The sequence below is a fragment of the Terrabacter sp. P2_E3 genome, from assembly GCF_056403915.1.
On record NZ_JBFUEN010000018.1, the window covers coordinates 42,179 to 69,102 of the forward strand.

19 protein-coding genes are annotated in these 26,924 nt (G+C 71.1%); 1 reads left to right on the forward strand and 18 read right to left on the reverse strand.

What is annotated here, in order from left to right:
• Positions 1 to 56 precede the first annotated feature (56 nt).
• From AC1DW8_RS19800 to AC1DW8_RS19810, 3 genes are all read right to left on the reverse strand, one after another.
• The gene (locus AC1DW8_RS19800; RefSeq protein WP_478095598.1) at positions 57 to 1,397 is read right to left on the reverse strand and encodes a nucleotide disphospho-sugar-binding domain-containing protein; all 1,341 of its coding nucleotides are present in this window, start codon (positions 1,395 to 1,397) and stop codon (positions 57 to 59) included.
• Positions 1,394 to 3,586, reverse strand: a complete 2,193-nt coding sequence (locus tag AC1DW8_RS19805; protein WP_478095599.1) for a glycosyltransferase — start codon at positions 3,584 to 3,586, stop codon at positions 1,394 to 1,396. The genes AC1DW8_RS19800 and AC1DW8_RS19805 overlap by 4 nt, the downstream gene beginning before the upstream one ends.
• Before the next feature lie 117 nt (positions 3,587 to 3,703).
• Positions 3,704 to 4,690 (reverse strand): helix-turn-helix domain-containing protein, encoded by a 987-nt coding sequence (locus AC1DW8_RS19810; RefSeq protein WP_056771839.1) that lies wholly within the window; start codon positions 4,688 to 4,690, stop codon positions 3,704 to 3,706.
• A gap of 232 nt (positions 4,691 to 4,922) precedes the next feature.
• Between AC1DW8_RS19810 and AC1DW8_RS19815 the strand changes: the two genes are divergently transcribed.
• Positions 4,923 to 8,669 (forward strand): S8 family peptidase, encoded by a 3,747-nt coding sequence (locus tag AC1DW8_RS19815; protein ID WP_478095600.1) that lies wholly within the window; start codon positions 4,923 to 4,925, stop codon positions 8,667 to 8,669.
• A 172-nt stretch (positions 8,670 to 8,841) separates the two neighbouring features.
• On the opposite strand, the gene AC1DW8_RS19820 is transcribed toward AC1DW8_RS19815, so the two are convergent.
• From AC1DW8_RS19820 to AC1DW8_RS19890, 15 genes are all read right to left on the reverse strand, one after another.
• A complete protein-coding gene (locus AC1DW8_RS19820) occupies positions 8,842 to 10,338 on the reverse strand; it encodes an NAD-dependent succinate-semialdehyde dehydrogenase (RefSeq protein ID WP_478095601.1) in 1,497 nt (498 codons plus the stop codon).
• Positions 10,339 to 10,421: 83 nt separating this feature from the next.
• Positions 10,422 to 11,441, reverse strand: coding sequence for an alpha-hydroxy acid oxidase (locus AC1DW8_RS19825; protein ID WP_478095602.1), 1,020 nt, complete (start codon positions 11,439 to 11,441; stop codon positions 10,422 to 10,424).
• On the reverse strand, positions 11,438 to 12,652 hold the full coding sequence (gene eboE, locus AC1DW8_RS19830; RefSeq protein ID WP_478095603.1) for a metabolite traffic protein EboE: 1,215 nt from the start codon (positions 12,650 to 12,652) through the stop codon (positions 11,438 to 11,440). Before eboE ends, AC1DW8_RS19825 begins: the two co-directional genes overlap by 4 nt.
• Positions 12,649 to 13,347, reverse strand: coding sequence for an E3 binding domain-containing protein (locus tag AC1DW8_RS19835; protein ID WP_478095604.1), 699 nt, complete (start codon positions 13,345 to 13,347; stop codon positions 12,649 to 12,651). Before AC1DW8_RS19835 ends, eboE begins: the two co-directional genes overlap by 4 nt.
• Positions 13,348 to 13,442: 95 nt before the next feature.
• On the reverse strand, positions 13,443 to 14,420 hold the full coding sequence (locus AC1DW8_RS19840; protein WP_056771820.1) for an alpha-ketoacid dehydrogenase subunit beta: 978 nt from the start codon (positions 14,418 to 14,420) through the stop codon (positions 13,443 to 13,445).
• Complete coding sequence (locus tag AC1DW8_RS19845) at positions 14,408 to 15,472, reverse strand: thiamine pyrophosphate-dependent dehydrogenase E1 component subunit alpha (RefSeq protein ID WP_478095605.1); 1,065 nt, start codon at positions 15,470 to 15,472, stop codon at positions 14,408 to 14,410. The genes AC1DW8_RS19840 and AC1DW8_RS19845 overlap by 13 nt, the downstream gene beginning before the upstream one ends.
• Positions 15,469 to 16,881: a M24 family metallopeptidase gene (locus tag AC1DW8_RS19850; RefSeq protein WP_478095606.1), complete on the reverse strand. Its 1,413-nt coding sequence runs from the start codon at positions 16,879 to 16,881 to the stop codon at positions 15,469 to 15,471. Before AC1DW8_RS19850 ends, AC1DW8_RS19845 begins: the two co-directional genes overlap by 4 nt.
• Before the next feature lie 73 nt (positions 16,882 to 16,954).
• The gene (locus tag AC1DW8_RS19855) at positions 16,955 to 18,031 is read right to left on the reverse strand and encodes a 2,3-butanediol dehydrogenase (protein ID WP_056771816.1); all 1,077 of its coding nucleotides are present in this window, start codon (positions 18,029 to 18,031) and stop codon (positions 16,955 to 16,957) included.
• An 87-nt stretch (positions 18,032 to 18,118) separates the two neighbouring features.
• Complete coding sequence (locus tag AC1DW8_RS19860) at positions 18,119 to 20,740, reverse strand: ATP-binding cassette domain-containing protein (protein ID WP_478095607.1); 2,622 nt, start codon at positions 20,738 to 20,740, stop codon at positions 18,119 to 18,121.
• Positions 20,737 to 21,843: a substrate-binding domain-containing protein gene (locus AC1DW8_RS19865; RefSeq protein ID WP_056771813.1), complete on the reverse strand. Its 1,107-nt coding sequence runs from the start codon at positions 21,841 to 21,843 to the stop codon at positions 20,737 to 20,739. The genes AC1DW8_RS19860 and AC1DW8_RS19865 overlap by 4 nt, the downstream gene beginning before the upstream one ends.
• Positions 21,844 to 21,898: 55 nt before the next feature.
• Positions 21,899 to 22,909: an ABC transporter permease gene (locus tag AC1DW8_RS19870; RefSeq protein WP_056772700.1), complete on the reverse strand. Its 1,011-nt coding sequence runs from the start codon at positions 22,907 to 22,909 to the stop codon at positions 21,899 to 21,901.
• Between the two features lie 183 nt (positions 22,910 to 23,092).
• The gene (locus AC1DW8_RS19875; protein ID WP_478095608.1) at positions 23,093 to 23,980 is read right to left on the reverse strand and encodes an NAD(P)-dependent oxidoreductase; all 888 of its coding nucleotides are present in this window, start codon (positions 23,978 to 23,980) and stop codon (positions 23,093 to 23,095) included.
• Positions 23,973 to 25,043: a zinc-dependent alcohol dehydrogenase gene (locus AC1DW8_RS19880; protein ID WP_478095609.1), complete on the reverse strand. Its 1,071-nt coding sequence runs from the start codon at positions 25,041 to 25,043 to the stop codon at positions 23,973 to 23,975. Before AC1DW8_RS19880 ends, AC1DW8_RS19875 begins: the two co-directional genes overlap by 8 nt.
• Before the next feature lie 14 nt (positions 25,044 to 25,057).
• A complete protein-coding gene (locus AC1DW8_RS19885; protein ID WP_478095610.1) occupies positions 25,058 to 26,038 on the reverse strand; it encodes a zinc-dependent alcohol dehydrogenase in 981 nt (326 codons plus the stop codon).
• Between the two features lie 110 nt (positions 26,039 to 26,148).
• Positions 26,149 to 26,856, reverse strand: coding sequence for a helix-turn-helix domain-containing protein (locus tag AC1DW8_RS19890; RefSeq protein WP_056822453.1), 708 nt, complete (start codon positions 26,854 to 26,856; stop codon positions 26,149 to 26,151).
• Positions 26,857 to 26,924 lie beyond the last annotated feature (68 nt).

The following is a 26,924-nucleotide window of genomic DNA, read 5'->3' on the forward strand; positions in this document are numbered from 1 at the left end:
GGCGTATGCCGCCGCCCCACCTGCCGGGTCGACGTCCCCACGCGCCGGGGTGAGGCTCAGAGCGTTGCGGGACCGCTCCCGCCTGCGGGCGTGGTCTGCCGCGCCAGTGCGTCGCGGGCCCGAAGGGGGCCCGGATGCTCGCGCATCGACGCACCCAGCCGGTGTAGGCCCGCGCGGTCCACGGAGTCCGCGGGACCCATCAGGCGCTCGGCGGCCGAGCGGATCGCAGCGGCGTCGGCGCGGTTGGGGTCGAGCACCTCGCCCAGCCGCTGCACCTCGACGGCGGCGGCGCCGGCGAACTGGTCGGTGGAGAGGGGGAGGAGGAGCAGGGGGACGCCGGCTGTCAGTGACTCGGTGACGCTGTTGTTGCCGCCGTGCGAGACGGCCACGGAAGCGTGACCGAGCAGGGTCACCTGCGGGAGCATCTCGCGTACGAGCCACGACTCCGGGAGAGCACCCAGCAGGGGGCGCGGCGTCGACCCGTGGGCCAGGGCGACGCGGACGTCCAGCGAGCGCAGCGCCTCGACGATCGTCGCGAGCAGGTCGGAGCGGGCGGAGAGGAAGCTGCCGAGGCTGACGTAGACGACCGGCTGGTCGCTGCGGCCGAGCCACGCCTCGACCTCCTCGTCCGGGGCCTCGGCCCGCACCGCGGAGCCGAGGAAGGTGTGGCGCGGGAGCAGGGCGGTGCGGTCGTGGTCGTGCAGTTCCGCGGGGTAGTTGAGCATGAGGACCTCGCCGGTCTCGGCGAAGGCGTCGACGCTCGGCGTGGCCCCCGGCGACAGCTGCGCCAGTGCGGTGTTCCACTGCGCGGTGAAGTCGTCGCGCACCTGCTCCGAGAGGCGCCGCAGCTCGGCGAGCGCGTCCGGCCCGGGCGTGAAGGCACGCGGCCAGGCAGGCGGGTAGCCGTAGACCTCGTCGCCGACGGTGAGAGCGGACGGGTGACCCAGCACGACGTCGGCGTGGCTGGTGCCCCTGCTGGCGAGACCCAGTCGCGCACCGAAGGCGAGGTGGTCGACGACGACCGTGTCCGGGCGCACCCGGTCGACGACGTCGTGCACGGCCCGGGCCACGCCCACGGCGTTCCAGAGGAGGTCGTCACCGCGCGCCCGGGCCTGGTAGGCCAGCGTCTCGACGGCGCCGAGCCGCGTCGCCTCGAAGAACCCACGGAGCGAGTCGTCCTCGCCCGCCGGTTGCTCCTCGGCCCGGATGACGCCCGGGTTCGAGCCGCGCCCCAGCTGCAGGTGCTCGCGCTCATAGCCGAAGGCGGTGACGAGGGCATCGGTGGCCGTGCCGGTGGCGACGACGACGCGCTCACCCGCATCACGCCAGGCCGTGGCGAGGGTGGCGAGCGGGTAGAGGTGGGAGGCGTAGTCAGGGCTGATGACGAGCAGCGTCACGAGGCTCCCTCCACGGCGTCGGAAAGGCGCGGCTCGCCCGCTCGCTGCGGCGCCACCTCACGGTAGACCCCGGCGAGCGACGCGGCCATCGTGTCGATGCCGAACCGCGTGCGCACCATGTCCCGGGCCTGCGCCTTCCGGGTGTCGGCGGCCGGTGCGGCTGCGAGGTCGAGGGCGGCGTGGGTCGCGCCCGCGAGGCCGGCGGCACTGGACGTGTCGGCGAGGATGCCCGTCTTCCCGTGGGCGACGTAGGTCGCCGGGCCCCCGCCGTCTGGTGCGACGACGACGAGCCCGACGGCCATCGCCTCGAGGATCGCGATGCCGAACTCCTCCTTGAGGCTCGCGCTCACGTAGACCCCGGGCGGCGCCGTGTCGCCCGGACGTCCGCGCAGCCGCGCGAGCCACGCGATGGTCGTCGCGTTGGGACGGTGCCCGGCCACGAGCAGCCCCAGGTCGGCCGCCTCGGCGGCAGGCACGACGGCGTCGATCCGGGCCAGCTCGGCTGCCTCCTCGTCGCTCGGGTGGTCGAGGTCGCCACCCACGACGAGCAGGTTGCAGCGCTCGCGCAGCCGGGCGTCGTCGCGCCAGGCCCGCACGAGGGTCGCCATCCCTTTGACGGGGTTGAGCCGACCGACCGACACGACGGTTGGCAGGGCTCGGCGGTCGTCGGGGAGGGTGTCGAGGAGGGTGTCGAGCTCGTCGAGGGCGGATGCGACGCCGGACCCGCGGCGACGTCCCGACCCATCGAGGGTCTCGCCGACGATGCGGTCGACACCTGCCACGTCGATGCCCTCGCCGACGACGGTGAGGCGGTCTCGCTGCACGTCGATGTCGATCCCGAGGTAGCGCCGCAGGTCGTCGCCGACCCGTGGGCGCGGGAAGAGCACGAGGTGGGAGGCGCGCGCGGCGAGGTCGCGGAGCAGCTGGTCGCGGAACCACAGGTGCTCCACGAGATCGGCTTCGTCGAACCCGGCACGGGTCAGCGTCCCGGCGTGGTCCCGCGCGTCGATGAGGGCCTGGGGGTCGGGCGCGACGGTCAGCACGACGGGGATGCCGAGCTCGTCCGCCACTTCTGCGGCGGCCATGGACCCGACGTCGGCCATCCGCAGGTGGATCGCGTCGACGCGACCGGCGGTCCGGAGGATCCGCCGGATCCCGCGGCGCGCCGCGACCCGCGCAGGCCACGCACGGCTCACCCCCATAGGACCCGACAGCGGCACCTTGGCGTAGTGGTGGCCCCTCGCGAGCAGCGAGGAGCCGAGGTGGCCACCGGGCGCGGCGGACGGACGTCCTGAGGGGAACTGGGTCGGCTCGGGGCTGCCGCCCGACACGGTGATGACCCGAGCCATCGCGGGCTCGCCGCGCAGCAGGGCGTCCCCGAGGTGCACGAGCAGCGTGGCGATGCCGCCCGTGTCGCCCCGGCCGGAATGGTGCAGCTGCCCGTCGATGTCGGAGTGGAGGAAGAGCTGCACGACGGTCAGCCCGTCGGGCACGGGCGGTGCGGGGGCCGGACGCAGGTCGAAGAGGGCGAGCCGGGCGGTCTGGGCCAGAGGGCCGACCGTGCGGGCCAACGACACGAGGAGCGCCTCGGCGCTGTGGTCGGCCGCGGGTCCGTCGCCGAGGGCGGCCGTCGCGGCCGCGCGCACCGGGAGCGCCTCGGTGTCGTCTGCCGCGAGAGCCACGAGCGCCGTCGTGGTCGCTGTGCCGGGCACCAGCCCCAGTGTCTCGGCCAGTCTGGCGCGGCCGTCGTCGTCGGCCGTTGCCGCCAGGCGGGTCAGCAGGGCACCACGCACCCGGTCAGGCTGCCCCACCGCCCAGCTCTCGAGGGTGCGCTGGGCCAGCATCCCAGTGAAGCCGCCGTCGCGGCTCGCGCTGACGAGGTGGGGCAGCGCCTCGTCGACGGGAGCCGTGTGCCGCAGCGCGTCGAGCGCGTGCTCCGCCACGTGGCGCCGCCCGTCAGCCACCAGGCGTGCGAGTGCCGGTGCTGCGGTGGGGTCGTCACAGACGCCGAGCGCGTGGACGGCGGCGAGGGCGGTCAGGGGATCGTCGGAGAGCGTGGCCGAGATCAGGTCACGGACGGCGTCACCGTCCGCCTGCGCCGTGACATCGGCGAGCGTCGACGCTGCCCGCATGGCTTCGAGGAGGGTGGGAGCGGTCCGGACCGCCTCGAGCGCGGAGCGGGGGTCCATGGCTCCGACCTTAAGCGTCCGATCGCAAAGATGTACAACCCTTGTCCAACGTTGGCCGAGCAGGCGAGCAGGCGGCACCGGCACCCGCCTCAGCGGTCGGCGGCGGAGACCGTCGAGCTACGGTCGGCGGAGCCAGCCCTTCTCGTGTGCCGCCCAACCCAGCTGGATGCGGCTGTTGGCACCGGTGGCATCCATGAGCGACCGGACCCGGCGCTGGACGGTGCGTAGCCCGACGTCGAGCTGCCGCGCGACCAGGACGTCGGAGGCGCCGGCGATGAGGAGCGAGAGCACCTGGAGGTCGGTCTCGTCCGGACCCGGGGCCGTCTCCACGAGCTCGTCGCTCTCCGGAGACACGAAGTTGAGCGGCCAGGCTTCGCGCCAGACGAAGTCGAAGAGCGACAGGAGGGACTGGACGAGCCCGGTCGAGTGGATGACGAGGGCCGCCGGCTCCGGGGAGTCGGCGTCAAGGGGCACCATCGCGGTGCGACGGTCGGCGATGACGAGCTTGGTCGGGACACGGTCGCTGATCCGCACCTCCTCGTCGCGGCGTATCACCGCCACCAGCTCGGTCTGCGACGTCTGCTCCAGCACGTCGCGCTCGAGCACGACCCGGTACCGGACGCCGCGGGCCGCCGCGATGTCCTCGGCCTGGTTCTCCGCCGCCGTCACGGCCGTCGGGTTGTCGGTGACGAGGACGCAGACCTCCTCGACGGCGCCCAGCTGCAGCTGGTGGAACCGCTGTCCGACCGCGCCGGCCCCGACGACCACCTCGACGAGATCGTGAACGCTCCCCGCAGCATCGGTGCGGTGCGCCTCCGCCAGCCGTGCGGCCACGAGCTCAGCCTGATCGAGCTCGTGACGGCGGTCGTTGAGGAGGGCGCGCAGCGCGATCCCCGGTGGCGCCGCTACCCAGCGGCCCGGCGTGGCGGCCGACTGTGCCACCAGTCCCATGCGCTCCAGCCCGACGAGACTCTCCTCGACCTCCGCGCTCGAGAGCTGGCAGCGATGGGTGAGGTCGTCGACGGTCGTGCCACCCAGCCCGACCAGCGTGCGGTAGAGCGTGGACTCCGCCGGGCCGAGGCCCAGCGCGGCAAGCGCTTCCACGCCGGCTCCTTCCGGTACGTCCTACGTCGTTGGGGCGGGTGGCGCACCTGCGCCATGACGCATAACCGCCGCACGCACATTCTTCCCGACGATTCGCTCCTCGGGCACTGTGGCTCGCGGCGCCGGAGTCCCACCCCGGGCGCCACCCTCACGCAGCGTGACCCGAACAGCGGGCTCGCGCCACACTCCCCGGAGGACCAGCATGCGCCCCATCTGGCGTCACACCCTAGGGGTGGCAACGGTTGCCATCGTTGCCGCCACCGCGGCCGCCCCCACCTCGGCCTTCGGCCAGGACTCAGGTGCCACACCCCGCCCGATCGTCGGATCGTCCGCTTCCCACGCGGCGAGCGACGCCCCCAAGACCGTCACCCTGATCACGGGCGACAAGGTCCTCGTCACCGGGGCAGGCACCAACGCGCCGATCGTCACCGTGCTGCCGCGCGAGGACGGCACCGTGCCTTCTGTCGAGACGCGCCGGGTCGGCAAGGACGTCTACGTCTATCCCGCCGATGCCGTGGACGCCCTGGCCTCGGGCAAGGTGGACGAGGAGCTCTTCAACGTGACCGGGCTCGTCGCCATGGGCTACGACGACGCCAGCACCGACAGCGTGCCGGTCATCGCGCGCTACACCACTGACCTCAGCCGGGCCCGCTCGGCACCGGTCACCCCGAAGGGCGCGGCGAAGGGCCAGACGCTGCACTCGATCGACGGCATCGCGCTCAAGGCCGGCAAGGCGCAGGCCGCTCACTTCTTCGCCGACGCGACGGACCCGTCCACCGCGGCGGGCGCCAAGATCGAGAAGATCTGGCTCGACGCCAAGGCGTACGCCACCCTCGACCAGTCGACCAAGCAGGTCAACGCCGACCAGGCCTGGGCAGAGGGCCTCAAGGGGGCCGGCACCAAGGTCGCCGTCCTCGACACGGGCGCCGACGCCGAGCACCCTGACCTGCAGGGTCGGATCGTGGCGTCCAAGGACTTCACCGGCTCAGCGGGTGGAGCGCTGTCGGACGTGCACGGTCACGGCACGCACACCGCCTCCACCGTCGGCGGCTCCGGCGCGGCGAGCGATGGCGTCGAGAAGGGCGTCGCGCCCGAGACCCAGCTGCTCATCGGCAAGGTGCTCGGTGACAACGGTGGTGGTTCCGACTCGATGATCATCGGCGGCATGGAGTGGGCGGTCTCGCAGGGCGCCGACGTCGTGTCCATGAGCCTGGGGAGCAATGGGGCACCTGCCGCCTGCAACGACCCGATGTCGTCCGCTGCGCAGGAGCTCGCCACCACGAGCTCCACCCTCTTCGTCATTGCGGCGGGCAACACGGGCTCGGCGAACAACACGGTCTCGGCTCCCGGCTGTGCTCCCGCCGTGCTGACGGTGGGCGCCGTGGACCGTCAGGACGTGCCGGCATGGTTCTCCAGCCGCGGGCCCACAGCGGTCGACCACACCCTCAAGCCGGAGATCTCGGCGCCGGGCGTCGGCATCACCGCCGCCCGCTCAGGCGGGCGGGGCGACAACGCGTACGTCGCGATGTCGGGCACGTCGATGGCGACGCCGCACGTCGCCGGTGCCGCCGCCATCGTCAAGCAGACGCACCCGACCTGGACCGGGCAGCAGCTCAAGGCGGCCCTCGTGTCGTCGGCGAAGTCCGATGTTCCCGGTGACGTCCGCGCGCAGGGCGCGGGTCGACTGGATGTGATCGCCGCGGCGAAGGCCCCGGTGATCACCATGCCGGTGCAGGCCGGGACGTTCGCGTGGCCGCACACGAGCGCCCAGGTCACGACCATCGACCTTCCCTACACCAACGTCACCGACCAGCCGGTCACTCTCAAGCTGTCCGTCGCCGGTGTCACGGGTGACGACGGTTCCGCCGTCACGTCGACGCCGGCCGTCCTCGGAGCCTCGTCGGTGACCATCCCCGCTGGTGGCACCGTCAAGGTCCCGCTGAAGGTCGACCCGACCGCGAAGCTCGCGGCTGCGCAGTACGGCGACGTCACGGGCCGCATCCTGGCCACCGGCGGCGCCGACGTGTCGACGCCCTTCTCGCTCTACGTCACTCCCCAGACGGTGCGGCTCACCGTCCGGATGAAGGACCGCCTCGGTCAGCCCGCCAACCTGGGTTCGAGCGTCGACGTGGTCAACATCGACTCCATCAAGGCGCAGCGCGCCTTCAACAACGGCGCCGCGGAGCAGACGTTCCAGGTGCGTCCCGGCACCTACTTCCTGTCGAGCTTCGTCAGGAGCCCCGACCCGACCTACCTGACCCCGAACACCGTCGGCTCCATCGCCTACTTCGGCCGACCGGAGATCAAGATCACCGGCGACACGACCGTCGACTTCGACGCGACGAAGGCGCACCTGCTGTCGGTCAAGACGGACCGGCCCAGTGAGCCCAAGGCCTCGGTCCTCTCGTTCTCCCGCACGTGGGACGACACGTGGATCCACGCCGGCTCCCTCAGCAGTGGCTCGACGACGACCGCCGTGTACGCCGACGTGCAGGGCAACCCCCAGCAGGGCACCTGGGAGTTCGGTGACTGGTCGCGCCGCTACGCGCCTGCCGTCGAGTCGCTGTCGGTCGTCGCAGGACCGGTGCTGCACCCGATCGCGGCGCCGAACGCGGCGCCGGGCCTCGACGGTGTCGGCACTGCGGGTCTCGTCGACGGCGGTACCGGCTCGATCTTCGACCCCGCCCGCGTGGGTGGCAAGGTCGTGCTCGTCAAGGTCAGCACCGCTGGCATCTCTCCGTCGATGGTCAACCGGGCTCGCTCGGCCGGTGTCAGGGCCCTGCTCGCGTACGCTCCGGCTCCCGGCAAGTGGCTGCCGGTGGCCGGGTTCACGCCGCTCAGCGTGGCGACCTACTCCCTTCCGATGGCCGAGGGCGACCAGCTCCAGACGCTCCTTGCCACCGCCCCCGGTGGTCAGCTGACGCTCTCCTGGAAGGCGACGGCCAGCAGCCCGTACGTCTACAACCTCGGCTTCACCCAGTCGACCCCGCTGACCGACGACAAGACGTTCGTCGCCCAGGACAAGAAGCTCGGCCGCACGGAGGCGGACTACAAGGGCATGGGTGTCGACACGCCGCTCCTGGACTACGTCTATGCCGGTCGTGACAACGGCGTCACCTTCGGTGTCTCCGCCTATGAGGCGGTCCACGTCGCGACCAAGCGCACCGAGTTCTACACCGACGGCGGCACGAAGTGGCTGCACTACCTCACCTCGAGCTTCCCCTTCGGAGAGGCGATGACCGAGGCCTGGCGCACCTACCCGGCCGGCAGCGTCCGCACCGACAGCTGGTACGGCGGCATCGTCGCCCCGGCTGCGATCAAGAACGACCAGGGCCTCGAGCAGCTGACGGCCGAGCGGCAGGGTGGCCTGATGGGCTTCGCCCCCCAGATGTGGGGCGACGACTTCGGGCACGTGGCCAACCCCGGCAGCTTCGGGGACGAGGGCAACCTCACGCTGCGCCGCAACGGCGAGGAGATCGGCTACAGCTACACCCCCAACGGCGTCTTCGAGGTGCCGGCCGAGGACTCGGCCTACGAGCTGGAGATGAACACCGGCAAGTTCGGGAGCCCGGCGCGTCAGTGGGCCCGATCGACCGAGGTCAAGACGACGTGGCGCTTCCGCTCCGCGCTCGACCCCGACACGTTCTCGGTCGGTCTCCCGCTGCTCTTCCCGCGGGTCGGCCTGCCCGAGGAAGGCAGCAAGACCCTCGCCGCCTCGGCGGGGCAGGTGCTGCCGATCCGGGTCACCGGTCACGGCGGCTACGCCCCTGGTGACATCGTCTCGGCGACGTTCGCCTTCTCCTACGACGGTGGCACGACGTGGACGGACGCCGCGGTGTCCAGCAACGCCGGGGCGTGGAGCGCGGTCGTCGACCACACGGGTGCCAGTGGCAAGACGGTCACCACGCGGGTCGAGGTGACCGACAGCAAGGGCGCCACGGTGACGCAGGTCGTCAAGTCGGCCTACGCAGTGCGCTGACGAAGCGCCAGAGTCCTCGACATGGCGGATGCCGTCCCCTCCCAAGAGGTGGGCGGCATCCGCCCATGACTAGGCGCACCTGCCCGCTGGGAGGTTGACCACGAACCCGGCTGGCTCGTGGCGGAGGTCATCTCCCGCGCCGGGGAATGAGGGCGCGGCGGCGGACCGACCCTCATCCGAATGCTGCGAACGGGTCGGCCACGCCGATGTAGCAGGTCTCGAGGTATTCCTCGATACCTTCACGTCCTCCCTCGCGGCCGAGGCCGGACTGCTTCACGCCGCCGAACGGAGCTGCCGGGTTGGACACCACGCCCGTGTTGAGGCCGAGCATCCCGGTCTCCAGACGTTCGCCCATCCGGAGCCCTCGGTCGAGGTCGCGGGTGTAGACGTAGCAGACGAGTCCGAACGGCGTGGCGTTCGCGAGGCGGACGGCCTCGTCCTCGGTGTCGAAGGGAACGATCGAGGCGACTGGTCCGAAGATCTCCTCGTCGAGGATGTCCGCGCCGGCTGGCACGTCGGTGAGGACAGTGGGCGGGAAGAAGTGGCCGGGTCCGTCGAGTGCCCGGCCACCGAGGGCGAGACGGGCGCCCGCGGCGACGGCTCCGTCCACGAGACGGCCCACCCTGGCGACGGCCGCGGCGTTGATGAGAGGACCCAGGCGTGTGGCCGGGTCGGTGCCACGACCGACCGTGACGGAGGACATCCGTGCTGCGAGGGCCTGTCCGAACTCGTCGGCGAGACTCCGGTGCACGAGGAAGCGGTTGGCGGCGACGCAGGCCTCACCGCCGTTGCGCAGCTTGGCGGCGAGCGCTCCCTCGACGGCGGCGTCGAGGTCGGCGTCCTCGAAGACGATGAAGGGGGCATTGCCTCCGAGCTCCATCGAGACCCGGAGCACCTGGTCGGCCGAGGCGGCGATGAGCCGCCGGCCGACCGGTGTCGAGCCGGTGAACGACAGCTTGCGCAGCCGCGCGTCCGACAGCAGCGGGCCGCTCACCGACCCCGGGTCGGTCGTGGGGATGACGTTGAGGACGCCCGGCGGCAGGCCGGCGTCCTCGAGGACCTCGGCGAGGAGCAGGGCGCTCAGTGGGGTCAGCTCGGCAGGCTTGAGGACCATGGTGCAGCCTGCGGCGATGGCCGGCGCGATCTTGCGGGTCGCCATGGCGAGCGGGAAGTTCCACGGTGTGATGAACAGGCACGGCCCGACCGGTCGCCTCGTGACCAAGAGGCGGTTGGCTCCGTCGGGAGCCGTGGAGTACCGGCCGGAGATCCGCGTTGCCTCCTCGCCGAACCAGCGGAGGAACTCGGCCCCGTAGCCGACCTCGGCGTGCGCCTCGGCGAGGGGTTTGCCCATCTCGAGGGTCATCGTCAGCGCGAAGTCCTCGGCGCGGATGGTCACGAGCTCGAAGGCCTGGCGGAGGATCTCGGCCCTGTCGCGCGGTGGAGTGCGCCCCCATGACGGCTGGGCGGCGTGCGCCGCAGCGAGCGCGCGGTCGCCGTCGTCGGGTCGCGCGTCGGCGACGGTGGCGAGGACGGACTCGGTGGAGGGGTCGACGACCTCGAACCGGCCACCGTCGGCAGCCTCGGTCCACCGGCCGTCGATGTAGAGCCCGGTGGGGATCCGAGCCAAGAGAGCGCGTTCGGTCTGGTCCGTGACCGCTGTCGTCGTCATGTCGTCACTTCCTAGGTAGGGGAGAGGGAGGGCGGCTCGCGCAGCGCAGCACGGCATACGCCCGTGCGGGAGCGCCGCTCGTCCTACCGGCGCACGAGGTCGGGCCCGACGTCGGTGCACGACGGGCAGCCGGCGAGCGCAAGCGCCTCCTCGACCTCCGAGGCCATGTCGACGAGAAGGTCTCGCACCCCGTCGGATCCGCCGGTGGCGAGGGCCCAGATGACCGGTCGTCCGATGAGCACGGCTCGCGCTCCGAGGGCGAGCGCCTTGAGGACGTGCGATCCCGTGCGGACACCCCCGTCGACGTAGACCTCCACCTGGTCGCCGACGGCCTCGACGACCTCCGGAAGGGCCAGGGGCGCCGGGACGACCCCGTCGAGCTGCCGCCCTCCGTGCGTCGACACGACCACGGCAGAAGCGCCGGCGGCCACGCAGTCCCGGGCGGCTTCCGCGGTCAACACGCCCTTCGCCACGACGGGCAGCCCACTGTTCTCGGCGAGTCGTTCGAGATCGCGGGGGCCGACGTCCTCGGCCTGCATGAGCCGTGGGTCGGCGACGTGGCGGTGGTCGAGCGACTCGATGATCCCGGTGCTCGGACGGGAGACAGGGAGGCCGGCGCGCTTGCGAGCCACGCGGGGGGTGTCGACGGTGACCACGAGAGCCAACGCACCGGCGGCGGCGGCACGGCGGCCGACCTCGTCGGTGACGCCGCGGTCCTGTAGCACGTAGAGCTGCTGCCAGAAGGGTCCGGCAGCGGCGGCGACAGCCTCCACCCGGGTGCTCGACCTCATCGACAGCACGAGGAGACTGCCCACGGCCCGGGCCGCCCGGGCGACCCCGACCTCACCCTCGGGGTGGGCCAGCCGGTGGGTGGCAGTGGGGGCGACGAGGACGGGCGAGGTGATCGGATGTCCGAGCACCTGAGACGCCACCGAGGTCGCCGACACGTCCCGCAGCACCCTCGGCCGCAGCAGCACCTCGTCCCAGGCCTGCTCCTGCCGCGCGAGGGTGGTCTCGTCCCCTGCGCCCGCGGCGAAGTAGGCGAACACGTCTGGCGGGAGGGCGGCCTCGGCCCGGTCCCGCAGGGAGGCATGGTCGATCATCGCCCCGGGTCCAACCGATCCAGCTCGGCGCGGATCCACTCCAGCTCGCGCGAGACGTAGTCGACGATGTCACCGTTCTTGAGGTGCGCGGGCAGCACGTCCCACGTGTAGGTCTCGATCTCGAGGTGGTCCGAGAGCGGGGTCCGGGCGTGCACCTCGAGCGCGGCCACGATGCCGGCCCGCGTCGTGCTGAGTCCGTCCAGGTCGTCGAGGAAGATCGGTACGTGGAAGTGCGTCCGCCACTCGCGAGGACCTCCTGCGGGGTCGGCGCGCCAGGCCCTGATGGCGTCGGCGAGGTGGAGAAACCGCGTGAGGCGCCCTTCTCGTCGCTCCGTCGTCTGGCTGAGGTAGATCGTGTCCGTGAACGCCTCGAGGGCGTCCACGGCGGAGTCGGTGACGTCCGGGACGCGGAGCGCGGCTGCGGCCTGCAGCTTGAAGACCGGGACCCCGGCCTCGGAGAGCAGCTCCAGCGACCGGGCGATGTCCTCGAACTGCACGGACTGGTGGCAGATGTCGAAGACGACGCCGAGGTGGCGACGGACCAGCCCCGCGACCTCGCTGACGGGGAGTCCCGTGAGCCGGCACAGGGTTTCCGTCCCGGTCGAGGACCAGACGTCCTCGCGGAACCAGTCCACCGTCTCCGGGGTCGTCTCGAGGAAGCAGGCAGGCTCCGGCTCCAGCGCGAGCTTGACTCGCCGCCCCGTCCTGCGCTCGAGGTCGACGAGGTGTGCCACCACGGTGAGGACGTTCTCGGTCAGCGTGGCCCGGTCCGCGGTCGTCAGCACCTTGGGTCGGAAGGCGAGCGGCGACGTCTGGATGGACGGTGACACGTGGGACGGGCAGACCTCGGCGAGGATGTCGGCGACCTGGCAGGTGTAGCGGACCCGGTCAGGATCCGACCAGTCGGGCTCGTACACCTCCTCCATCACGACACGACCCTTGAACGGGCCGTAGGGGAAGGCATTGACGGTGTAGACGTACATGTCGTTCTCGTCCAGCCAGACCCGCAGACGTTCCCGCTCGCCCGGGTTGTCGGTCAGCGTCTGCGCCGACGAGGCGGACAGACGGAGCGAGACGGCATACGACGTGTCGGGCGACACCCTCCGCTTCACGGCCGGCGCGTAGGTCATGAGGCTGTCGCGCATCTCCGACCAGGTGTCGCCCGGGTGCACGAGGGTGGAGTACGCGAGGTGCTCGGTGCGGGCGTTCACGACGACCTCCCGCTCTCGTGGGCCTCGAGGCGCTGACGCACCTGGGCGAGCAGCCGCGCTGCGCTGGCACCGGCCAGATGCTCGTCGACGGTGAGAGCGAGGTGCACGAAGGAGCCGATCCCGATCCCGCGTCCACCGTCGGGGAGCTCGACGACGGTGGGCCGGTCGACGACGTCTCCGAACGAGAGCGCGACGACCACGCCGTCCTCGAGCACGGGGACGTCGAACAGGACGCCGGTTCCCCGGAGGTCGTGGACCGACAGCTCGGGCCGGGAGGCCTGCCCCTCAGAGCCGTTCAGGGGTGTGTCTGCGGCTCCGAGGACCCGCTGGATCCCCTGCACTCCGAGGTCGTGGGCGTTGACGACCGTCCGTGGCGCGCCCCCGGGCGGCCCGTGCACCGACACCGTCGTACGGACGACCTCGGCCGTCGCCGCGCGGACGGACCGGACCGTCCGGACCGACGACTCGACGAGGCAGGCGAGCAGGTCAGGTGAGGTCGTCAGACGGGTGACCTCCACCTCGGTGACCGCGGTGTAGCAAGCGCGCACCGTGCCGGAAGCGGCGACCGGAGAGGCGAGCGGGAGCTCCGCCATCGAGGCCGCCCGGTTCACGTCGTCCGTCGTGACCCGGCCGCGCGGACCGGTGCCGGTGAGTCCCCCGAGGTGGACGCCCCGGTCGTGCGCCAGACGGCGCACCCGGGGAGAGTGCACCTGCCGGGGGCGGTGGCCACCTGAAGCGCGAGGGGCCGGCCGACCCCCGGGGAGGAAGGGCGCCAGCGACGGCGGCACGCTCACGACTGCAGCGCCTTCTCGACGGTCCTGGCGACGCTCTCGGCGGACGGCATGACGAGGTCCTCCAGGGAGTCGGCGGACGGCAGCGGGATGTGCGGGGTCGTGATCCTCTGCACCGGTCCGTCGAGGTCCCAGAACGCCTCGTCGGCGACGAGCGACGCGATCTCGGCACCCCAGCCGAGCAGCTGGGGGTTCTCCTCGACGGTGAAGAGCCTGCCGGTCCTGGCGACCGAGTCGAGGATCGTCCGGGTGTCGAGAGGTACGAGGGAGCGCACGTCGATGACCTCGGCATCGATGCCGCGGGTGGCCAGGTCCTCCGCAGCGGCCAGCGCCCTCGGCACCATCATGCCGAGCGCCAGGATGGTCGCGTCGCGACCGGGGCGGCGCACCTTGGCGGTGCCGAGCGTGTCGATGATCTCGCCGTCGGGCACCTCGCCCTTGGCGGCATACAGACCCTTGTGCTCGCAGAAGATCACCGGGTCGTCGTCCCGGATGGCCGCGGCCATCAGGCCGACGACGTCCTCGGCGGTCGACGGCGTCACGACCTTGAGCCCCGGGATGGCCATGGCCCAGTTCTCGATCGACTGCGAGTGCTGGGCCCCGAAGCGCAGGCCACCGCCGTTGCCCGTCTTGATGACGAGTGGCATGGTCACCTGACCCGCCGTCATGTAGCGCGTCTTGGCGATCTGGTTCACCACGATGTCCCAGCACACGGCGAAGAAGTCCGAGAACATGATCTCCGCCACCGGTCGTAGCCCGGTCATCGCCGCGCCCATGGCCGCGCCGAGGATGGCCTGCTCACTGATGGGTGTGTCGATGACCCGCTTCGGGCCGAACTCGTCGAGCAGGCCGACCGTCGTCTTGAAGACGCCGCCGGCCCCGGCGATGTCCTCGCCGACGACGACGACCCGCTCGTCGCGGCGCATCTCCTGTGCGATGCCGCGCGCGACGGCATCTCGGTAGCTCAGTTGCGCCATGACCATCCTCCATCAGCCCAGACATCGGTGAACGCGCTCTCGGGAGAGGGGAGCTCGCCGGCGATGGCTCCCTCGGTGGCCGCATCGACGAGCGCGAGAGCCGTCGCGTCCATGGCGTCGAGCTCGGCTTCCGACACGCCGAGCCGCCCCAGTCGCTCGCGGTAGATCGTGAGTGGGTCGTACGCCTTCCAGGCGTCGACCTCACCGGTGGGACGGTACTTCCCGGGGTCGGCGCGCGAGTGCCCTCCGTGGCGGTAGGTCAGGGCCTCGAGGAGCGAGGGGCCCCGGCCCGAGCGCGCCCGGTCGAGGGCTTCGAGCGCGGCGAGGTGGACGGCGTCGGCGTCGTTGCCGTCGACGACGATCGACTCGAGTCCGTACGCCGCGGCCCGGTCGGCCGCCGGGTGCGCGACGGCGGTGATGTCGCGGATGGACGTGTACTCCATGTAGAGGTTGTTCTCGCACACGAAGACGACCGGCAGGCGGTACACCGCGGCGTAGTTGAGAGCCTCGTGGAAGGCGCCGATGTTGGTGGTCCCGTCGCCGAAGAAGCAGACGGCCACCTGGCCCGACCCGCGGTACTGCGCGGACCACGCAGCTCCGTTGGCGATAGTCAGGTGGGCCCCGATGATGGCGTAGGACCCCATCATCCCGTGCTCGACGCTCGTGAGGTGCATCGAACCGCCCTTGCCTCCCATCAGGCCGTTGGCCCGTCCGAGCAGCTCGGCGAGCACCGGTGTCATCGGCACGCCCCTCGCGAGGGTGTGTGCGTGGCCGCGGTACGTGGCGAAGGTGTAGTCGTCCTCGCGCATGGCGGCCCCGAAGCCCGCCGCGATGGCCTCCATGCCGAGCGACAAGTGGCTCGTGCCCTTGACCAGCTGCTTCATGAAGAGGTCGTACGCGCGCTTCTCGAAGGTCCGCATCTCTCGCATCGAGCGGTAGAGCTGTCGCCGCGTGTCCAGGTCGACATCGAGGGCGTCGTTGCTGTCGCTGCGCTCCGGTGGGAGCACGACGCCGTGCTCGCCGTAACGGTGCTCCGCCAGGGGCAGTCTCATGCGCCGACCTCCGCCGGGGTGGAGCTGTTCCTCGTGCTGGCGTCGGCGTCGGAGTCGGCGCCGGAGTCGGCGTCGGTGGCGCGCGGCGCGCGGTTGAGGTGGGACTGGCTGTCGCGCATCGTCGGCAGGTGTCCGCCGGTCGTGAAGTAGCGCTTGCCGGCCACGAGCAGCTCCTCGGCAGGGAACTTCGTGATGACCTCGCAGCCCGTGGCGGTCACGACGACCTCCTCCTCGATCCGGGCCGCCCCCCAGCCGTCGGCCGCTGGCCAGTAGGTCTCGAGGGCGAAGACCATGCCCTCCTCCAGCGTCTCCGGGCTGTCGAAGGAGGTGAGGCGACTGAAGATCGGCCGCTCCCAGATCGACAGGCCCACGCCGTGGCCGTACTGGAGCGCGAAGGCCGCCTCCTCGTCGGCGAAGCCGAACTCCTGCGCAGTGGGCCACAGGGCGACGACGTCAGCCGTCGTCACGCCGGGCTTGACGATGTCGATCGCCCGGTCCATCAGCTCGCGACAGATGGTGTACGCGTCGCGCTGAGCCCGTGATGCGCTGCCCACGGCGAAGGTCCGGTAGTAGCAGGTCCGGTAGCCCATGTGGCTGTGCAGGATGTCGAAGAAGGCCGGGTCGCCGGGCCGGATCAGCCGGTCGGTGAAGACGTGTGGGTGCGGTGAGCACCGTTCTCCCGAGATGGCATTGACCCCCTCGACATGCTCCGAACCGAGGTCGTAGAGCGTCTTGCTCACCAGGCCGACGCACTCGTTCTCACGGACGCCCGGACGGAGGAACTCGTAGAGGTTCTCGTAGGCAGCGTCCACCATCGACGCTGCCTGCGTGAGCAGGCCGATCTCGTCCCCGGTCTTGATCCGCCTCGCCTCGAGGAAGACCTGCTGTCCGTCGACGACGTGGAAACCCGCCGCCTCGAGCGCGAAGAGGACCGGCGGCTCGACGATGTCGACGCCGATGGCCTGGCCGTCGAGCCCGAAGTCGCGCATCACCTGGGCGACCTTGGCGGCCACGTCCGCGGCGCGCCCTGCCCCGGGGGAGATCGCGCCGCGCAGCGTGGAGATGCCCGCGCGGGCGCCGTAGTGGTCTCCCCGACCCGCAGCCGCGTGCGGCTCGTCGAGCCAGGTCGACTGCAGCTGGTGGTGACGGGCGGCCGACCCGAAGTCCCACAGGACGGGGTCCCCCCCGCGGGGGAGAATGGCGAAACGGATCATCTTGTCCATCGCCCATGTCCCGATGTGGGTCGCGGTCATGTAGCGGATGTTGTGGAAGTCGAAGGTCAGCAGGGCGCCGAGGTCCGAGCGGTCGAGCTCCGCCTTGAGCCGGGCCAGGCGCTCACGGCGCAGCCGGTCCAGGTCCAGGCGACTCTCCCAGTCGACCGCGTTCGTGCCGTACGTCGGTGACACCATGACTACTCCTCGAGAACGTGGATGGATCGGCAGCTGGTCGGTCGCGGCCGGTGGCGCAGGGTCGTGGCCCCGGTCAGGCCGGCGTCGCGCCGGTCGGTGAGACGAGGATCTTGAGCTGGTCGCCCGACGGGTTCACGAGGACGTCGAAGCCGTCCGGGACGACCCGCTCCAGCTCGATCTGGGCCGTGACGGCCTTGGCGACGGGGTACTTCCCCGAGGCGATGAGCCGGATGATGCGGGGCCAGTCGGTGATGAGGTAGCACCAGCTGCCGACGTAGCTGATGTCCTTCTCCGACAGCCGCATCGCGTCGATGGTGGCCGGCTTGGTGTGCAGGCCGGTCTGCACGATCGAGCCACGCGTGCGCACACTGTTCATCGCCGTGGTCAGGCCCGGGGTGCTGCCCGAGCACTCGGCGACCACGTCGACGCCGGCGCCTCGGGTGAGCTGTGCGATCGACTCGGCGAACCCGTCCGAGGTCGGGTCGAGGACCGGACCGACGTCGAGGGAGGCCGCGAGCGCTGCGCGGTTGGGATTGGGTTCGGCGATCACGACGGTCGCAGCGCCGAGGGCATCGGCGTAGAGGGCCGACAGCACGCCGATGGGGCCGGCGCCGGTGACGAGCACGATGTCGCCACCACGGATCCCCACCCTGTCGATGCCGTATGCCGCCACGCTGGCCGGCTCGACGACGGCACCCTCCACGTCCGACACCTCGTCGGGGAGGGTCGAGACCTGGTACTCCTTGAGCACGGCGTACTGGGCGAGGCCCCCGGTCTCGGCGGAGAGCCCGGTGCAGGCGAACCGGACGCACAGGTGACCGAGTCCCTGCCGGCAGAAGGTGCATCGGCCGCAGACGATCGCAGGCATGATGCTCACCCGGTCGCCCACGGCCACGTCGGTGACCTGCGCGCCCACCTCCACGACCCGCGCGGAGAACTCGTGCCCGAGCGTCTGGGGGAGGGTCACCCCGGTCAGGGGGTGCGGCGTGGTCGGGGTGACGATGGGGCCCACGAGGTACTCGTGCAGGTCGGTGCCGCAGATGCCGCACCAGAGGACCTCGACGAGGACCTCGTCGGGCGCCTTGATCTCAGGGGATCCGACGTCCTCGATGCGGATGTCGGACTGTCCGTGGAAGCGTGCTGCGCGCACTTGAGTCTCCTCGGTGGTTGTCGTTGGATGACGGACCGCCTTGGCCCGCAGGGTGATTCGAAGGTCTGGTGATGGTGTCGAGCGCTGTCAGGCCCTGACCCGGCGCACTTGGCTGTAGATGACGGCGGCAGCCACGATGAGGGCGCCCTGGAAGAAGTACTGCCACGTCTGCGACAGGTCGAGGAAGACCATGGCGTTGAAGACCTGGACGATGAGCCCGGCGCCGAGCAGCGTGCCGATGAACGTGCCACGACCGCCCAGGAGGCTGGTGCCACCGAGGACCACCGCGGTGATGCTGCTCAGGGTGTAGCCCACGCCCTGAGCCGGGTCACCGATGCCGAGCTGGCCGAGCAGCACGATGGAGCCGAGGAAGACGAAGCAGGAGGCGGCGACGTAGGCCAGGACCGCAGTGCGGCTGACGTTGATCCCGACCCGGCGGGCGGCGTCCTCGTCGGATCCGATGGCGCGCAGCCGCAGGCCGGGGCCCCGCCTGCGCAGGGCGTACTCGAGCACCACGGCAGTGACGACGAGCAGCAGGAAGACGACCGGTACGGGGCCGATCTTGGTCTTGACGAGACGGGTGACCGAGATCGCGATGTTCCCTCCGGGCGAGTCCCGGAGAAGGTAGCTGAGGCCCTGGATGCCGATGTAGCTCGCCAGTGTGGCCGCCACCGGGGTGAACTTGGCGAAGCGGATCAGGCTGCCGTTGGCGGCGCCGGTGGCGGCGGCGACCGCCAGCATGACGACCAGTCCCAGCGCCATGACCGCGGCCGATTTCTCGGCGGTCAGGAAGAACGAGCCGACGACGACCAGGAAACCGGCGAGCGGTCCGACGGAGAGGTCGATTCCCCCGGTCATGAGAACGATCGTCTGCCCGAGGGCGATGAAGCCGAGGGCCGCGCACGAGGTCATGACCGACGTGAGGTTGAAGGGTGCGAGGTATCGCGAGTTCTGCGACAGCACGAAGGCGCCGAGAAGGAGCATGACGAGCGCGAGGATGACGACCGGGGCATAGTCCCCGGTGAGGAAGCGGCTCCGCCGGGTCGAGACGGAGCTGACCGTCCGGCTGGCGCCGCCCTGGTGCACCGTCGCACTGACTGCCGAGTGGATGAGTCGTTCCTCGGTGACCTGAGCGCCCTCGACGACGTCGAGCACTGCTCCGCGTGACATGACCAGGACGCGGTCGCAGAGTCCTTCGAGCTCCTTGGCGTCGGAGGACGCGACGACGACCGGCACGCCCGCGGCAGAGACCTCGCGCAGGATCCGGTAGATCTCCGCGCGCGCGCCGACGTCGACGCCCTGTGTCGGCTCGTCGGCCAGGACGATGGCGGGGCGGGAGAGCAGGGCCCGGGCGAGCACGACCTTCTGCTGGTTCCCTCCGGACAGGGCCGAGACGACGGTCTCGGCTGAGGCGGTCTTGACGTCGAGAGCGGTGAGCTCCGCCCCGACGAGGGCGTCCTCCCGGCCGCGGCTCAGCAGGACACGACCCCGGAGACGGTCCAGGGCGGACAGGGCTGCGTTCTCGCGGACCGAGAGCGTCATCATGAGGCCCTCGTCGTGTCGGTCGGCCGGGAGGTAGGCCGAGCGCTTGCGCAGGTCGCGCGATGTCCGCGACGTGCCGCCGACCGTGACCGAGCCGGAGAAGGCCGTGAGCCCGGCGAGCGCCCGCAGCACCTCGCTCTGGCCGTTGCCCACGATCCCCGAGACGCCGATGATCTCACCGGCGCGCGCCGTGAAGGAGACGTCGGAGAAGCCGCCACCCGTGATCCCGTCCACGGAGAGGACCTCGTCACCCAGCTCGTCCTGCGGTGGCTTGACCGGGAAGGTCGACTCGAGCTGGCGCCCGACGATGAGCGACAGAAGCTCATCGTCGCTGATGGCCTCCACCTCGGCAGTGCCGCGTACCTTGCCGTCGCGCAGCACGGTGACGCGGTCCGCCAGCTCGCGGACCTCGGCGAGGCGGTGCGTGATGTAGACGACGGCGGTGCCGGTGGCTGCGGCCCGCCGCACGCGTTCGAAGAGCATGTCGACGGAGTCGGCGCCCAGCGGGGCCGTGGGCTCGTCGAGGATGAGCAGCTTGGGCTCCACCGCGAGCGCCTTGGCCAGCTCGAGGAGGTGGCGCTGGGCGACGCTGAGGTTGCCGACCCGGTCCTCGAGGTGGGCGCTCGAGCCGACATCGGCCAGCATCTGCTGCATCGTGCGGATCCGCTCCGCCCCGGTTCCGAGGACGGCACCGGGCACGGCGACCACGAGGTTCTCGGCAACGGTGAGGTCGGGCAGCACCGCTGGGTGCTGGTGGACGATCGCGATGCCGAGCTCGGTGGCCAGGGCGGGTGTCAGCCGCTCGATGAGCCGGCCCGCGCCGGTGATGGTGCCGGCGTCCGGGCTCACCTCACCGGAGGCGACCCCCATGAGGGTCGACTTGCCCGCGCCGTTCTCTCCCAGCAGGGCGTGGACCTCGCCCCGACGGATCTCCAGGGAGACGTCGGTGAGCGCTGCGACCCCGTCGTAGTTCTTGCTGATGCCGGAGAGGACCATCGCCGACTCGGCGATCACCGCGGTGTCTCTGGTCACGTCCAGTCCTTCGGTCGGCGTTTCGGTCGGCGTCTCGCTCAGCGTCTTGGTCTGGGTCTCGGTGGCGACATCGACGGGCACGGGGTCGGCCGGGCCGTCGGTCGTGACGGCACCGGCCGCCCCGTGCGGAGTCACTTGAGCAGCTTCGCCTGGTCCTGTCCGGCCATCTGGGCGGACAGGTAGATGTCACCGGGAAGGTCCTTCTTGCACGTCACCGGGCTGGGCTTGCCGCCGACCGAGTCCTCGAAGGCGGGAGCCTTGAACTGCTTCGACGCGGGCGGGGTGCCACCGGTCGCGAGGGCGACGGCCCACTGGACCGCCAGTCGGGCGTTGTCGTTGCCCGTGGCCACGGTGAAGAGCTTGAAGTCCGGGTTCTGTGCCTTGTGCGCCTCGTAGAAGCACGAGAGGACGTTGCCGTCCGACGTCGCCAGGGCAGGGATGGAGCGCCCGCTCTTCTCGAACTCCGGCAGAGCACCGACGAGGGACGGTCCGAAGTCGGACACGATCGCGTCGATCTTCGGGTACTTCGCGATGGCGGCACTCAGGACCTGCTGGGTCTTGGCGGGATCCCAGTTGGTGACCTCGAACGGCGCCTGCCCGATGAAGGTGTACTTCCCTGGGTCGAGGACCTCCTTCATGCCCTTGAGCTCGTCGAGGCCCTGGCTGTTGCCTGCGGGGCCGGACAGGAAGAGGATGTTGCCCCCGCTCGGCAGGGTCTTGGTGAGCCAGTCGGCCCAGTTCTTGCCGTCGGTGACGAAGTCGGCTCCCACCCAGACGTCGTAGTCCTTGCCGTCGGCGCCGCCCGGGTTGACCCGGTAGGGCACCGTGGTGACGCCGGCCTCCTTGGCGCTCTGCAGAGCAGGGAGCATGGCGTTGCCGGCGTCCGGGAACACGACGAGCGCGTTGACTCCCTTGGCGACCAGGCCCTGGATGTCGGAGATGGCCTTCTGGGTGTCGCCCTGACCGTCGGCGTAGGTGAAGCTCGTGACGCTCGGGCACTTGGCGATCTCGTCCTTGGCGGAGGCCGTCGTGACGAGACGCCAGCTGTTGCCGCCGAACCCGTCGGTCAGGCCCAGGGTGATCTGCTTGGAGCCGCACCAGGATGGCGCACCCGAGACGGTGCTGCCTCCGCTGGCGGCGGGAGAGGCGCCGTCGGACGAGCTGCCACAGGCTGCGAGTGCCAGGGCGGCGACGCTCGACACTGCGAGGACGCGGATGGCTGTGTTGGGTCGGGACATTGCGGATCGACCTTTCTGATGGTCATGAGCCGGGTGAGGGATGAAGCAAGAGGGGTCAGGCCGGGACGGTGCTGGCTGGACGTTGGGATCGCCGTCGCAGCCGCGACCAGTTGATGGTGTAGAGCGCGACACCGATCGCGAACGCGGCCGACTGCACGAGCGTCTTGCCCGCGAAGTCGAAGCCGAGGGCCAGCACGAACTGGTCCAGCTGGATCAGGAAGAGCGCCGCGACGGCTGTGGCGACGAGGTTGCCCCGACCGCCGAGCAGGGAGGTGCCTCCGAGGACGACCGCTGCCACCGAGGCCAGCAGGTAGCTGTCGCCCTGGTATGCCGTGGGCTTGTTGAGGATGCCGGCCAGGAGCAGGGCGCCCAGCCAGTAGAAGACCTGCGCGAAGACGTAGCCGCCGGCCTTGAAGCCCTGCACGCGCAGACCAGCAGCCCACGCCGCCGAGCCGTTGGCCCCGACCGCCTCGAAGCGACGTCCCGACGCCGTCTTCTTGACGACCACCGTGACGACGGCGGTCGCGAGCACGGCGACGAGGACCGCGTGTGGGATCCCGAGAGTGCTGTCACCGGCGAGCCGGGCGAGCAGGTCGGTGGTCTGGCGGGGGGTCCCCCCGGACACGGCCAGCACCGCGGCGTAGAGCAGCGCGTTGGTGCCCAGGGTGGCGACGATGGGGTTGAGGCCGAGGCGTCCGATGAGCAGGCCGTTGCCGAGCCCGGTGAGGAGCGAGACCCCCAGCGCGAGCAGGGCCGCCGGGAGCACCTTGGAGTCGTCGCCATAGGCCTGGTGGGTCACGATGACGATGACGAGTGACACCGAGCCTGCGACCGACAGGTCGATGCCGCCCTGCATGACGACGAGGGTCTGCCCGAGGGCGACGATGGCGAGCACGGCTGCGAACGGCAGCATGCTCTGGACCGCACCGGAGCTGACACTGCTCGGGGCGAAGATGAAGCCGGCGATGACGAGAAGGGCCAACGCCGCGACCACGGTCAGCAGTCCACGCGAGAGGCCCCGGGGGGTGCGGCGCGACGGGCTGACCGTCTCGTTCTTCGGATCCATGACCCACTCCTCGACACTGAGGGTTTCCATGCTGACCGTCCGGATCGCGGGCGACCAAGGTGTTGGGTGAGACTGTACATAGAGCATTTGGCGTTAACAAGAGGTTCACGCTCGGGTCTTGGTCAACGAGACAAGACCGTGATGCGCGCCTCGGGACGGACACCCGCGAAGCGGGCGAAACGCCTACTCGCGTGGGTCCACTGCGGACTGGATACGACTCAGGTCGGCCATGTCTCGCGAGCCCCACCCGGCGTCGACGGCGCCCTGCACGCGCTGCAGCGTCTGCTCTGTCACCGGCAGCGCCGCGCCGGTCGTCCTGCCCTGCTCGGTGATCAGGCGCAGGTCCTTGGCGACGAGCTCCAGGCTCATCGCGATCGGCGTCTGCGGGTCGAGGAAAGCCGGGCGCTTGTAGTGGACGAAGGGCGCCCCGACGACACTGCGTTCGAGCACGTCGTAGGCCTCGGTCCGAGTGACTCCGGACCGCTCCGCGAGGACGAGGGCCTCTGCGAGGGCCGCGTTGAGGTCGTGGACCACGAGGTTGACCGCGAGCTTCATCGCCTGGCCTGCGCCGACGTCACCCACCCGGAGCACCTCGGCGGCGAAGGACTCGAGGACCCCCCGGGCGGCGATGACGTCGTCGGGCCGCCCGGACGCCATGACGAGCAAGGTGCCGGCGGTGACGGCGGGCACGCTCCCCGACACGGGAGCGTCGACGAAGCGATGTCCTGCGTCGGTGAGCCGGCGACCCAGACGCGTTGCCGCCGCCACTCCGCTCGTCCCCAGGTCGATGACGAGGCAGTGGGTGGGCAGGGCGCTCAGCACGGCCTCGGAGAGCAGCAGCGACGTGGTCACGTCGCCGTCCGCGAGCATCGTCAGCACGACGTCCGCGTCCGTCACGGCCGCCGAGGGGGTCGTGGCCAGGACGAGCTCGCCGTGTGTCTGCGAGTCCACCAGGGCCTGGGCGGATGACAGCGTGCGGTTCCACACCCGCACCCGGTGCCCTGCGGCGGCCACGCGTCGCGCCATCGCCGACCCCATGCGGCCGGTGCCCAGGATCGCGACGTCAGCCACGGCGAGGGTCCACCAGGATCTTGCCGCCCGCGGAGCCGGCCACGATCGGGTCGAGACCACGAGCGACGACATGGTCGAGGGGCACCGTCGTGGTGCCGATGACGCCCGCCAGGGGACTGCTCTCGAGCAGCGCGAGGGCACGGGGGATGTCCGTGGCGCAGATGTGGGCGACGGTGGTCGCGATGTCGACCTCACGCAGCACGATGTCCGCGAGGCCGAGCTCCTGCGGGGCCTTGACGAGGCCCACCAGCAGCGTCCGCCCTCCTCGCGCGCAGAGCGACAGCGCGCGGGCCGCGGCGCCGGGCGCGCCCGAGCTCTCGATGACGACGTGGGGCTGTCGGGGAACGAGGTCCCGTAGCTCCTCGAGCGTCGTCTCGCGGCTCACCGCGACGGTGCTCGTCGCACCGAGTCGTCGCGCCACGTCGAGGCGGTCGGGGTCGACGTCCACCACGGTGACCGTGCCCCGGTGGCCACGCAGCCCGGCCAGGACGAAGGAGCCGATCGCGCCGGCGCCGAGCACGACGACGTCGTCCCCGTCAGCGATCCCGGCGCGGTCGATGGCGTGCAGGCCGACCGCGAAGGGTTGTGCGAGCGCCGCTTCGGTGTCGTCGCACCCGTCCGGGATGGTGACCAGGGTGCTGACGGGAGCGACGACGAGCTCGGCGAGTCCACCGTGGGTCGACAGTCCGAGCGTGTAGTAGCGCTCGCACAGGTTGGTGCGACCGGCCGCGCACCACCGACAGGAGCCGCACGAGACTCCCGCGCCGCAGGCCACCCGTCGGCCGGTCCAGCGTCTGCCGGCCCCGTCCCCTGCGTCCGGGCCGGCGGCGACGACGGTCCCGATGAACTCGTGGCCGAGCACGGTGGGCCCCACGTGGCCGCTGCCGGTGTGTCGGTCCGTGAGCGGGACCATCATCGGTCCCTTCGCGTACTCGGTGGCGTCGGTACCGCACAGGCCGTTGAGAGCGACCTGGATGAGGACCTCACCCTCGCGGGGTCGTGGCTCTGGTCGGTCCTCGACCCGAAGGTCCAAGCGACCGTGGAGCACTCCTGCGCGCATCATCGGTCCCCTACCCGTCAGAGCCGGGCGGACGAGGTGATGTGGACCTTGACCTGGGACGGGTCCTCCAGAACGGCGGTGATCGCCTTCTCGGAGTCGGCCAGATCGTGGCTGGAGGTGACGAGTGGGCTGAGGTCCACCCCGCTGCGGGACAGGAAGCGCAGGGTCTGCGGCCAGACGCCGGGGGAGCCGATGATGCCGCGGGCCTGAAGCTCCTTGGACTGGAACAGCCCGAGCTTCGCAGGGGCGGAGCCGCCCACGTCGATGCCGATGTAGACGATCCGGGCGCGGAACGCAGCGACCTCGAGCGCCGTCGCCATCGCCGCCGGCTTGCCGCTCGCCTCGAAGACGACGGATGCCCCGTCTCCGTCGGTGGCCTCCTGCACCGCGTCTTCGAAGCCCTCGGCAGTGGGGTCGAGCACCTCGTCGGCACCGAGCCGCATCGCGAGCTCCCCCCGGTCCGCTGAGGGCTCGGCCACGACGACCTTCGCACCTCGGCCCACCGAGGCAGCCACGACGCCGAGCCCGATCGGTCCGGTCCCGAGCACGAGAACCGTGTCGCTCGCGTCGAGGTTGTCGGCGCGGACCGTCGCGTAGTAGCCGCAGCTGAACGGCTCGACCAGGGCACCCTGGGTCCACGACAGGTTGTCGGGAAGGCGGTGGAGCCAGGCCTCCTTGGCCAGGAAGAACTCGGCGGCGGCACCGCTGATGCTGAAGCCGAAGTGGTCGTCACCGATGACGCACTCGCCGACGACCCGGTCGCCGACGCCGAGACCCTTGACATCCCGGCCCACGCGGACGACTTCGCCGGACCACTCGTGGCCGGGGATCACCGGGTAGGCGAAGGGGATGATGTAGCGGCCGGCGAGCAGCTCGATGTCGGAGTGGCAGATCCCGACGCTCCGACTGGCGACGAGCACCTCGTCCGGGCCCGGCTCGGGGACGGGGACCTCGTTGAGGTGGAACTGGTCGGGCCCGGTGAACTGCAGCGCGCGCATATGACGTCCTCGGCAGATGGCTCGGAGCGGTGCAAACCGCTGAACAGGTGGAACGACGGGAGTTCAGTCAGAGTGAACGCTCGGCGACGACCTGTCAAGCAGTACGGCGGTCAGGACGTGGGGTGGACCACGAACCAGATCCCGCGGGCCGGCTGTGAATGCAGGTTGCGGAAGAGGTGGGGCTGGGAGGAGTCGAAGCCGAGGGCCTCCCCCGCATGCAGGGTGAAGACGTCGAAGCCCACCGTGATCTCGAGCTCGCCCTCGAGGAGGTATCCGAACTCGGCGCCGGCGTGCTGCAGCATCCGGCCGTCGTTGGTCGAGTTGCTGTGCGGGGGATACACGATCTCGATGAAGTCGAGGTCCCCGCCGGTGTTGTCGGCCAAGCGTTCCCACACGACGCCGGTGTCCATCTCGAGGCGGGATCGGCCGCCGGACCTGGTGACGGAGACGCGCTCGGCACGACCGGTGCGGGGAACGGCGTCGACAGGGGAGCTGATCTCCGACCTGCTCGGGAGGCCCTCCGCGTTCGCCGGACGCGAGGCGGCGGCCAGGGTCTCGGTGCCGCCGGCGTCGTCACCCGTGCCCGAGGGTGGGATCGGAGCGCCGCCGTCCACGGCGAAGAGCTCGTCGATCGACACGCCCAGCAGCTGGGCCAAGGAGTAGAGGGTGGCCACCGACGGCTGCGACTTGCCGTTCTCGAGCTGGGACACGAAGGAGGGCGAGACCCCCAGCTGTCGGGACACCTCGCGAAGGGACATCCCGGTGGCGAGCCGCACCTTGCGGAGGCGGCCACCGAGGTTCTCGACCTGCTCGACCACTCTCGGCTCACCTCTGTGCTGGCGTCGGTTTTCCCCGACAGTAGCGCGAGGCGACCCGTCCTGCCCGA